General features: G+C 61.3%; 10 protein-coding genes. 2 read left to right on the top strand and 8 right to left on the bottom strand.

Annotation, left to right across the window (positions count from 1 at the left end; translation table 11 throughout):
- Positions 1 to 119: 119 nt before the first annotated feature.
- From NKI63_RS27830 to NKI63_RS27815, 4 genes are all read right to left on the bottom strand, one after another.
- Positions 120 to 1,925, bottom strand: a complete 1,806-nt coding sequence (locus NKI63_RS27830) for an ABC transporter ATP-binding protein (RefSeq protein ID WP_352691109.1) — start codon at positions 1,923 to 1,925, stop codon at positions 120 to 122.
- A 374-nt stretch (positions 1,926 to 2,299) separates the two neighbouring features.
- Positions 2,300 to 2,713 carry a GNAT family N-acetyltransferase gene (locus NKI63_RS27825; RefSeq protein WP_352691113.1) on the bottom strand — a complete coding sequence of 138 codons (414 nt, stop codon included), beginning with the start codon at positions 2,711 to 2,713 and terminating at the stop codon, positions 2,300 to 2,302.
- Positions 2,714 to 2,740: 27 nt separating this feature from the next.
- Complete coding sequence (locus tag NKI63_RS27820; RefSeq protein ID WP_352691107.1) at positions 2,741 to 4,426, bottom strand: NAD+ synthase; 1,686 nt, start codon at positions 4,424 to 4,426, stop codon at positions 2,741 to 2,743.
- Positions 4,427 to 4,491: 65 nt separating this feature from the next.
- Entirely contained in the window at positions 4,492 to 5,205 is a 714-nt protein-coding gene (locus NKI63_RS27815) for a DNA-3-methyladenine glycosylase I (RefSeq protein WP_352507839.1), read from the bottom strand.
- A gap of 83 nt (positions 5,206 to 5,288) precedes the next feature.
- Between NKI63_RS27815 and NKI63_RS27810 the strand changes: the two genes are divergently transcribed.
- Both NKI63_RS27810 and NKI63_RS27805 read left to right on the top strand, forming a co-directional pair.
- A complete protein-coding gene (locus NKI63_RS27810) occupies positions 5,289 to 5,852 on the top strand; it encodes a DUF1003 domain-containing protein (RefSeq protein WP_352479010.1) in 564 nt (187 codons plus the stop codon).
- Positions 5,849 to 6,436, top strand: a complete 588-nt coding sequence (locus NKI63_RS27805; RefSeq protein ID WP_352823974.1) for a DedA family protein — start codon at positions 5,849 to 5,851, stop codon at positions 6,434 to 6,436. Before NKI63_RS27810 ends, NKI63_RS27805 begins: the two co-directional genes overlap by 4 nt.
- 3 nt (positions 6,437 to 6,439) lie before the next feature.
- On the opposite strand, the gene NKI63_RS27800 is transcribed toward NKI63_RS27805, so the two are convergent.
- The 4 genes from NKI63_RS27800 to NKI63_RS27785 all read right to left on the bottom strand — a co-directional run bounded on the left by NKI63_RS27800 (position 6,440) and on the right by NKI63_RS27785 (position 9,485).
- The gene (locus NKI63_RS27800) at positions 6,440 to 7,027 is read right to left on the bottom strand and encodes a hemerythrin domain-containing protein (protein WP_352508811.1); all 588 of its coding nucleotides are present in this window, start codon (positions 7,025 to 7,027) and stop codon (positions 6,440 to 6,442) included.
- 102 nt (positions 7,028 to 7,129) lie between these two features.
- Positions 7,130 to 7,489, bottom strand: coding sequence for a diacylglycerol kinase (locus tag NKI63_RS27795; protein ID WP_352508812.1), 360 nt, complete (start codon positions 7,487 to 7,489; stop codon positions 7,130 to 7,132).
- Positions 7,490 to 7,566: 77 nt separating this feature from the next.
- Entirely contained in the window at positions 7,567 to 7,986 is a 420-nt protein-coding gene (locus NKI63_RS27790; protein WP_352823973.1) for a GFA family protein, read from the bottom strand.
- A 125-nt stretch (positions 7,987 to 8,111) separates the two neighbouring features.
- Positions 8,112 to 9,485: a class II 3-deoxy-7-phosphoheptulonate synthase gene (locus tag NKI63_RS27785; protein ID WP_352508814.1), complete on the bottom strand. Its 1,374-nt coding sequence runs from the start codon at positions 9,483 to 9,485 to the stop codon at positions 8,112 to 8,114.
- Between the last annotated feature and the right edge of the window lie 101 nt (positions 9,486 to 9,586).

Genomic DNA, 9,586 nt, shown 5'->3' with positions numbered 1-9,586 from the left:
GTGTTTTTGTGTTGTCCCACCCGCCCCCCGGGCGGCGGGGTGCACAAAAAAAAAATCCAACTCCTAAAAAATCCCCGGCCCCCCCCCCTTTTACACCCCGGGGGGCGCCGCCGCAACCGTCAGATCACCAGGCCTTTGGTCAGTTCAAGCGCCTGGCGTTCGAACAGCCGGCGGTAGATGCCGCCTTGCAGCCGGATCAGCTGGTCATGCGAGCCCTCTTCGACGATGCGGCCGCGATCGAACACCAAAAGCCTGTCCAGCGCCCGCACCGTCGACAGCCGGTGGGCAATCACCAGCGTCGTGCGGCCGACCATCAAGCGCTCCATCGCCTGCTGGATCAGCACCTCCGATTCCGAATCGAGGCTCGACGTTGCCTCATCCAGGATGAGAATGCGCGCATCGGCAAGGAAGGCGCGTGCGATTGCAACACGCTGACGCTCGCCGCCCGACAGCTTTACGCCGCGCTCGCCGACCAGCGTGCCATAGCCTTTCGGCAAATTGGCGATGAAGTCATGCGCGCTGGCCAACCGCGCCGCGTGCTCGATCTCGGCCTGCGTGGCGGCCGGCCGGGCATAGGCGATGTTTTCGGCCAGCGACCGGTGAAACAGGATCGGCTCCTGCTGGACGATTGCGATCTGTGCGCGCAGCGACGCCTGCGCCACCTTGGCAATATCCTGGCCGTCGATCAGGATATTGCCCGCAGTCACGTCGTAGAGGCGCTGGATCAGCTTGACGAATGTCGTCTTGCCGGAGCCCGAATGGCCAACCAACCCAACCCGTTCGCCCGGCGCGATATCCACTGAAAAGTCGCGATAGAGCGGCAGGCGGTGGCTGCCATAATGGAACGTTACCTTGTCGAAGGTGATACGGCCATCGGTGATCCGGATCGGTTTGGCTCCGGGCCGATCCTCGATGCCGAGTGGTTCGGACTGGAAGTCGACCAGTTCCTCCATGTCGTTGATCGAGCGCTGCAGATTGCGGATATGCGTGCCGATGTCGCGCAGATAGCCTTGCAGCACGAAGAATGAGGTCAGCACGAAGGCGACATCGCCGGCGCTCGCCTGCCCCCACGACCACAAAAGCAGGGAGAAGCCGATGACCGCTGCCCTCAAAAGCAGCAGCATCGTCCCTTGCGTGGTGCCGTTGACGGTGCCGCGCATCCAGGTGCGGCGCGTGCGACCGCGCCATTTGGCGACGACCTCGGCAAGCCGCGTCTCCTCGCGTTCCTCGGCGCCAAAACCCTTGACCACGGCGTTGCAGCTCACCGCATCGGCCAGCGAGCCGCCAAGCCGTGTATCCCACGCATTTGCAAGCCTTGCCGCGGGCGCGACATAGCCAAGCGACAGCATCGTCGTCACCGCGATGAACAGAACCGAACCGATGGCGACGACAGCACCCATCAGCGGCCAGAACCAGCCAAGCAGCAGCGTCGAGCCGACGAGCATGACGACCGACGGCAGCAGCGCGATCAGGATCGTGTCGTTGAGCAGGTCGAGCGCCCACATGCCGCGCGTTATCTTGCGCACCGTCGATCCGGCGAAGCTGTTGGCGTGCCAGTCGGTGGAGAAGCGCTGTACGCGGTGGAAGGCGTCAGCGGCGATATCCGCCATCATCTTCAACGTCAGCTCGACAATGGCCATGAAGGCGAGATTGCGTAGCACGACACCGGTGAGCGCCAGGGCAACCAGCATCGAAAAGGCCGCCATCGCCGCGTTCCACGCAACATCGTCGGCCGCAGCACTGCTAGCGACGGCATCCACCAGCCGGCCGGAATAGAGCGGCGTCAGCACGTCGGCCAAGGTCGACAGCAGGAACGTGCCCATAATGCCGGCAAGCCGCCACGGCTGACGCCGCCAATGGCTGAGCGTGAAGCCAAGAACGCTGCGAAAGGCGCCCGCGCGCAAATCTATTCGAAAACGAGCCATGATGTCATTCGGGCGCAAACGAGCCCGATCCCGGAAAAGGTCGAAAATTGAAAAAACCGCGTCGGGCGAATTAACACCCAAGGAATTGGCGGCTCGCCCGAATACGGGCGGCGACCGGCATCGACGAACGCCTGTTCTCAGCTCGGCTTCGCCGCAAAGGTAAGAACCTTCTGGCTTGCCGATTGAGACCTAGGCTTCGCGGCCTCGCATAACGATGTCAAATCCTGGCATTTCGGTCCTCCCCAAGGGGATCGCGGAAAGGCGTTTATAGAGACGCCTCAACGCCGCGCCAAGTCAGTAGATAGTCCAAAGCGCATCTGGTCCAAGCAGTGAGACGATTTTGCAACAATCGCGGGTTGTGCGCTGCCCCTGTTTCAGGTTGCCGTGATACGGTCGAGGCGCATATAGCGGCCGTCGGTGGAAGGTCTGAAGCCGAGCTTCTCGTAAACCGCATGGGCGTCGTTGGTCGACAGGCTCCAATGCGTGACAGTCTTGCAATCCGGATGATCGATAAGCGCCTGGACAAGCCGGGTTCCGATGCCTTGCCCGCGATACCCGGGCCAGACAATGATGTCGGCGAGATAGGCAAATACCGTACGGTCGGTGATCGCCCGACCAAAGCCGACCTGATTGCCGCCGACATAGGCGCCGACGCACAGTGAATTGGCAAAGGCGCGGCGGTGCAGTTCATCGCTGCGGCCGCTGCCCCAATAGCTCTGCTTCAAAATGTCGGACGTCGCCCGGAAGTCGATCTGCGACAGGTCAAAGCTGATCTCAAAGTTGGCCATGGCTAAACCGTTATGCAAGCCAATCGCCTACCCGCCATCCCTGAACCGGTTGGTAATGGGATAGCGGCGGTCGCGGCCAAAATTTTTCCTGGTGATCTTCACGCCGGGCGCCGCCTGCCGGCGCTTGTATTCGGCGACGTAAAGCAGGTGCTCGACGCGCGTCACGGTCGCCCGGTCATGGCCGCGCGCAACGATCTCGTCGACGCCCATCTCGTTCTCGACCAGGCACTCCAATATGTCATCGAGCACCGGATAGGGCGGCAGCGAATCCTGGTCGGTCTGGTTCTCTCGCAGTTCCGCCGAGGGCGCCTTGTCGATGATATTATTCGGGATCACCTCGCCGGACGGACCGAGCGCACCCGGCGGCACATGCGCGTTGCGCCAGCGCGCCAGCGCATAGACCTGCATCTTGTAGAGATCCTTGATCGGATTGAAGCCGCCATTCATGTCGCCATAAAGCGTGGCATAGCCTACCGACATCTCGCTCTTGTTGCCGGTAGTGACCACCATCGAGCCGAACTTGTTGGAAATCGCCATCAGGATGGTGCCGCGGGCACGGCTCTGCAGGTTTTCCTCGGTGATGCCTTCCTTGGTGCCCTCGAAAAGCTGCGTCAGTGTGTGCAGGAAGCCCTCGACCGGCTCGAAGATCGGCACGATATCGTAGCGGCAGCCGAGCGCGCGGGCGCAGTCCTCGGCGTCCTTGAGCGAGTCCTTCGAAGTGTAGCGGTAAGGCATCATCACGGCGCGCAGCCGCTCCTCGCCCAGCGCATCGACGGCAAGTGCCGCGCAGATCGCCGAATCGATGCCGCCGGAAAGGCCAAGCACGACATTCTTGAAGCCGTTCTTGTTGACGTAGTCGCGCAAGCCCAACATGCAGGCGCGATAGTCGGCCTCCTCCTTTTCAGGGATTTTCGACATCGGTCCGTCAGAGCAGACCCAGATGTCATTCTTTCGCTTCCAGGTGGTGACGTTGACCGTCTCCTCGAACTGGCTCATCTGGAAGGCCAGCGTCTTGTCAGAACCGATGGCAAACGATGCGCCGTCGAAGACCAGTTCGTCCTGGCCGCCAAGCTGGTTGGCATAGATGATCGGCAGTCCGCATTCGATGACCTGGCGGATGACGATCTGGTGGCGGACATCGACCTTGCCGCGATAGTAGGGCGAGCCGTTCGGCACCAGCAGGATTTCGGCGCCGCTTTCGGCCAGCGTCTCGCAGACGGCAACTTCGCCCCAGATGTCTTCGCAGATAGGCACTCCCACGCGCACGCCGCGGAAATTGACCGGCCCCTGGATCTCGGGGCCGGCCTGGAAGACGCGCTTCTCGTCGAACTCACCATAATTCGGCAGATCGAGCTTGTAGCGTTCGGCAAGGATTTTGCCGCCATCAGCAAAGATGATCGAATTGTGCGTGCCGGTCTTGCGCTTCAACGGCGTGCCGATGATGAAGCCCGGGCCGCCGTCGGCGGTATCGCCGGCGAAATCCTCCGCCGCCCGCTCGCACGCCGTCAGGAATGCCGGCTTCAGCACCAGATCCTCAGGCGGATAGCCGGCAAGGAAAAGCTCGGTGAACAGCACGAGGTCGGCGCCTTGGCGGGCGGCATCCGCCCTCGCCTCGCGCGCCTTGGCGAGATTGCCGGCGACGTCGCCGACCGTCGGATTGAGCTGGGCGACGGCGATGCGCAATATGTCTGGAGCGGTCCTGTCTGTCGTCATGCCCGTGGGTTTAGCGCGGCAAAATTCGTCGGGCAATGGCGTTCGTTTGGACCAAACAATCGATCCTATTCGCCCATATATTCGCGCAAGGCTTCCGGCGGATGGTTCTCGCCGATCGACATTGCCAGAATACGGGAAATGTGTCGGCGCGGCAGCCCGGTTTCCGCCGCCCAGGCGTTGATCTGCGCTTGGATCCTGCCCAAATCCCTCTTCGACGTCGGGCTCTCCGCGATGTCGAGTCCGGCATCGCGCAGTGCGGCCGCCATATCGGCCGAGACAACAAAAGCGTCCCACTCAAGCCAGCGCAGAAAATACTGGCCGGTATTGCCGCCGAGCCGGCTGCCGTGCTTGCCCAGATAGGTCATCAACCCGACCTGGTCATCCGCCGGCCAATCGGCCAGGAACTTGCCGAAGCCGCCGTGCTCCTTCGACACACGCTCGACGAAGGCCGCGTTGTCGCGTACGGATTTGATCTTCTGCGGATTGCGCACGATGCGCTTGTCGGCCGTGAGATCGTGCCAGAAATCGTCAGGCTGGAATAGCAGCCGCTTCGGTTCGAAGCCAAGAAATGCTTCCTCGAAACCCGGCCATTTCTGCTCGATGACGCGCCAGACGAAGCCGGCGGCAAAGACCCGCTCAGCCATGGTCGACAGGATCCGGTCATCCGCAATCTTTGCCACCGCGGCATTGTCAGGCATTGGACCCAGCAGCGACGTAAGGGCTGCCTCACCGCCTTTGCGTTTTGCTGCACGGGCGCGAATTTTCTGAAAATCCACCATTGTTTCCTGATCCCATCGCGTCAATCTACCACTTCCCGTATGAACCGGCAGCTTCTACCTCATCGCTGACGACGGAGGCGACGATGAACAAAACGATCGAGGACCTGGCAAGCCGCTGGCTGAAGCGAAAGCCGGACGGCCTCAGCGCGCTCGAAAGCCGGGTACTGCAATCTACGCTCGAGCGCACCACGATCTCCAAGGACACCAACAAGGCCGTCGCCTTTCACCAGACGTTTGGAGATCGCCTGGCCGACACCATCGCCCGGATCGGCGGCTCGTGGTCCTTCATCCTGGCATTCATTGGCTTCCTGATCCTGTGGACGGCAGGCAATGTCTGGCTCTTGTCGAGCGCCGCCTTCGATCCCTATCCATTCATCTTCCTCAATCTCGTGCTTTCCATGGTTGCCGCCCTGCAGGCGCCAGTGATCATGATGGCGCAGAACCGCCAGACCGAGCGCGATCGAATCGACGCCGCCCACGACTATGAGGTTAACCTCAAGGCCGAGATCGAGATCATGGCGTTACACGAAAAGCTCGACGAACTGCGCCACAGCCAGATCATCGGCATGCGAGACGAGATCGCCCGGCTGGCCGAGCAGGTGAAGCGCATCGACGGCATTCTGTCGAAGCAGCGAACGTCTTCATGACGGAAGCCATCCATCGTCTCATTGAGCAATATGGGTTGGTCGCGGTTTTCCTGGGCTGCGTGGCCGAGGGCGAAAGCGCCGCCATCCTTGGCGGTTTCTTCGCGTATCAGCATGTTTTCGTCCTGTGGCAGGCTTTCCTCGCGGCAGCGCTCGGCGCTTTCGGTGGCGACACGTTCTTCTTCATCTTGGGGCGGAGCTTCGCTGACCATAAATTCGTGATCAGGCTCCGTGCCCGGTCGGGCTTCAGCCACGCCTATCGTCTCGTCACCTCTCATCCCAACATCTTCGTGCTGTCGAACCGCTACATCTATGGCCTGCGCCTGGTCGGTGGTATCGCGGCGGGGCTGTCCGGCATTGCCGCGTCGCGTTTCGCCATCCTCAACGCCATCTCATCGGTGGTCTGGGCGGCGCTGTTCTGCACGGTCGGTTATGTGTTCGGGCTGGGTGCCGAGCGCATCGTCGGCCAGGCACTGGCCCGTCACGAGCGGCTGCTGATCGCTCTGGCAATCGGCCTGGTTGTGGCTATCCTCGGCTGGGTGGCGTCGCACTTCTTCGCCAAGAAGGAGCTTCGCAAGGGAAGCTGATCGTCAATCTATGCCGAGCGCACGGTCACCCTTTTCCAGGATCAGCGGGATGATCAGGTCTTCCTCGTCGGCAAGATGCCTGGTCAGCATGGCGATCAGCCGGCTGTTCTCGTCGGCATAGGCATCGGCGGCGAAGCGCTGCTTGACCTCGCTCTCCTGAAGCGTGCGGATGAAGGCATTTGCCGCCTCGGCATTGCGCTCCAGTCCCTCATGGATTGTGTGGTGATCGGCATCGAGAATCTCGAAGCCGCGCTTCAGACGGGTCTCGGCCCTGGCGAAGACCGGGAAATAATGATGGTCCTCGACATTGTGATGGCCGTCGAGATTGCCGAGGAAATGGTTGAGGCGCGGCGCGAACCAGCGCGCGAATTCCGGCGCGTTCAGCCTACCTTCTCGATAATCGCCGATACCACTGGTGAGCATGTCGCCAAGCTCGCGGAACATATCGTGCCGCTGCAGCCACATATTGGCCACGCCGTGAATGTTGGCATGCGCCTGCCAGATCTTGCGCGGATATTTTTCGGCCAGCCAGCGCAGATCGTCCGGCAGGCCCTCACGTTCAAGCAGCAGAAATCCGGCGGTATTGGTCATGTCGGTTCCCTCAGACCATGATCCCGAAAAGTGGTACCGGTTTTTCGGAAAAGATCATGGTCAAAACGAGAAATGCAGTGACGGCATGTAGTGTCTGAAACGTCAGATCGGCACCCCGAGGATCCGCTCGACGATGGCGACGCCCCAGACGCCTGCAGCGATTACCACCGAAATAAGCACCGCCAGCGAACCGCAATCCTTGGCCAGTTGGATATCGACGTTGAATTCACGGCTGAACGCGTCGCAGGCCGCCTCGATGCCGGTGTTCAGCACCTCGATCATGATCATGAGCAGCACCGCGCCGATCAGCAGCGCATAGCCGCGCCACGATTCCGAAAGGAACCAGCCGAGCGGCAAGGCAAGCACAAGCAGCGTCAGCTCCAGCTGGAAGGCCTCCTCGCTGGCGGCCAGTTTGCGAAACGCCCGCACCGAGTTGTAAAAAGCGTCGATCAGCCGCTGCATGCCAAAACCCTTCGGAATCACCGGCAGGGGATTAGCGCAATGGCTGGACCAAGGGAATAAGGCGACCTCTTCAAAAATCAGTCGCCTGCCACCTTGATCGACGGCGTTGACTTCTCGAACTGCGGCAGCCCGTCGTCGACCGCGTAATAGTCGCCCTTGTCGCCGACGAAGATGTGACATTCCCCTTGAAGTCCGGTTGGCGCGTCGAACAGCCCGGCCAGGACTGAAACATAGCCATCATCCGTCGGCTTCCAGAACAGCAGCGAGCCGCATGTCTTGCAGAAACCCCGTCTGGCAAACGGAGATGCCTCGTACCAGGTGATGCTGTCCGCGCCCGTGATCGTGATGTCGCGGTCGGCAACATTGGTCGCCGCATAAAAATGCCCGCTCTGCTTCCGGCACTGCGAGCAATGGCAGTAGATAACACCGCGCAGCGGTCCTCGTGTCTGGAACCGCACTGCCCCGCACAAGCATGATCCGGTGTGACTGTCAGCCATATCGGCCTCCCGATGCAATTGCCGTCGCTTCGCAGGATTCCAGTTTTGCGTGCGTTAGGCACGAGCAAATGCGACACCCGCCGGACGCGTTTCGCTGACCACCTCGATGATCGAATACGTTCTAATCAGCCGTTGACGGCCTGCTTGTGCTGGACCGGATGGCTCTTCTTGAGCAGATCGGACACCAGGAACGCCAATTCGATCGCCTGGTCCGCGTTGAGCCGCGGATCGCAATGGGTGTGGTAGCGATCCTGCAATTCTTCGGCGGTGATGGCGCGGGCACCACCGGTGCATTCGGTGACGTTCTTGCCTGTCATCTCGATGTGTATGCCGCCGGGATGCGTGCCTTCGGCGCGGTGCACCTCGAAGAACGTCTGCACCTCCTTCAGGATGCGGTCAAACGGCCGTGTCTTGTAGCCGGCGGCCTCGATCGTATTGCCATGCATCGGATCGGAAGACCACACCACACTGCGGCCTTCCTTCTGTACCGCTCGCACCAGCCTCGGCAGATGGTCGGCAACCTTATCGGAGCCGAAACGAGCGATCAGCGTCAGCCGGCCGGGCTCGTTCTCCGGATTGAGCAGATCGATGAGTTGCAACAGGCCGTCCGGCGTCAGCGACGGCCCGCATTTCAGCCCCAGCGGGTTCTTGATGCCGCGGCAATATTCGACATGCGCATGGTCGGGTTGGCGCGTGCGATCGCCGATCCAGATCATGTGGCCAGAGGTGGCGTACCAGTCGCCCGAGGTCGAATCGACGCGGGTCAGCGCCTCTTCATAACCGAGCAGCAGCGCCTCATGGCTGGTATAGAAATCGGTCTCGCGCAGCGCATAATTGGTCTCCGAGGTGATGCCGACGGCCTTCATGAAGTCCATCGTCTCGGTGATGCGGTTGGCGAGCGACTCGTATTTCTCGCCCTGCGGGCTGTCGGAGACGAACCCGAGCATCCATTGATGCACGTTCTCCAGGCTGGCGTAGCCGCCCTGGGCGAAGGCGCGCAAAAGGTTGAGCGTCGCCGCCGACTGGCGGTACGCCATCTCCTGTCTTGCAGGATCGGGAATGCGCGACTTGGCATCGAACTCGATGCCGTTGATGATGTCGCCGCGATAGCTGGGCAGCGTCACACCGCCCTTGGTCTCATTGTCGGACGAGCGCGGCTTGGCGAACTGGCCGGCGACACGGCCGACCTTCACCACCGGTTGAGCGCCAGCGAAGGTCAGCACCACCGACATCTGCAGGAAGACGCGGAAGAAGTCGCGGATATTGTCCGCGCCATGTTCGGCGAAGCTCTCGGCGCAATCGCCACCTTGCAGAAGGAATGCGTCACCGGCAGCGACGGCTGCAAGCTGCTTCTTCAGCTTGCGTGCCTCACCTGCAAAAACCAGCGGCGGAAAGGTGGCGAGCTGGGCTTCCGTGTTCCTCAGCGCGGCAAGGTCCGGATAGGCAGGAACCTGCTGGATCGGCTTAGCTCTCCACGAATTCGGCGACCATTTCGTCATCGAAGCACCTAACGCTCTTTTCACGCGGACGCCATCGCCCGCCAATCCGCCCCATATGGGGTCGCGGCTGCATACACGAAGCCGATTTCCTATTCTAGACC

The sequence above is a fragment of the Mesorhizobium sp. M0410 genome (genome assembly GCF_040321435.1).
Classification (GTDB): domain Bacteria; phylum Pseudomonadota; class Alphaproteobacteria; order Rhizobiales; family Rhizobiaceae; genus Mesorhizobium.
The sequence above is the reverse complement of the archived record's forward strand: the minus strand, read 5'-3'. Positions and strand labels throughout refer to the sequence as shown.

Excerpts from the sequence above, each read along its gene's own strand:
- NKI63_RS27830 (WP_352691109.1), bottom strand. The coding sequence starts at position 1,925 with ATGGCTCGTTTTCGAATAGATTTGCGCGCGGGCGCCTTTCGCAGCGTT.
- NKI63_RS27825 (WP_352691113.1), bottom strand. The coding sequence starts at position 2,713 with ATGGCCAACTTTGAGATCAGCTTTGACCTGTCGCAGATCGACTTCCGG.
- NKI63_RS27820 (WP_352691107.1), bottom strand. The coding sequence starts at position 4,426 with ATGACGACAGACAGGACCGCTCCAGACATATTGCGCATCGCCGTCGCC.
- NKI63_RS27815 (WP_352507839.1), bottom strand. The coding sequence starts at position 5,205 with ATGGTGGATTTTCAGAAAATTCGCGCCCGTGCAGCAAAACGCAAAGGC.
- NKI63_RS27810 (WP_352479010.1), top strand. The coding sequence starts at position 5,289 with ATGAACAAAACGATCGAGGACCTGGCAAGCCGCTGGCTGAAGCGAAAG.
- NKI63_RS27805 (WP_352823974.1), top strand. The coding sequence starts at position 5,849 with ATGACGGAAGCCATCCATCGTCTCATTGAGCAATATGGGTTGGTCGCG.
- NKI63_RS27800 (WP_352508811.1), bottom strand. The coding sequence starts at position 7,027 with ATGACCAATACCGCCGGATTTCTGCTGCTTGAACGTGAGGGCCTGCCG.
- NKI63_RS27795 (WP_352508812.1), bottom strand. The coding sequence starts at position 7,489 with ATGCAGCGGCTGATCGACGCTTTTTACAACTCGGTGCGGGCGTTTCGC.
- NKI63_RS27790 (WP_352823973.1), bottom strand. The coding sequence starts at position 7,986 with ATGGCTGACAGTCACACCGGATCATGCTTGTGCGGGGCAGTGCGGTTC.
- NKI63_RS27785 (WP_352508814.1), bottom strand. The coding sequence starts at position 9,485 with ATGACGAAATGGTCGCCGAATTCGTGGAGAGCTAAGCCGATCCAGCAG.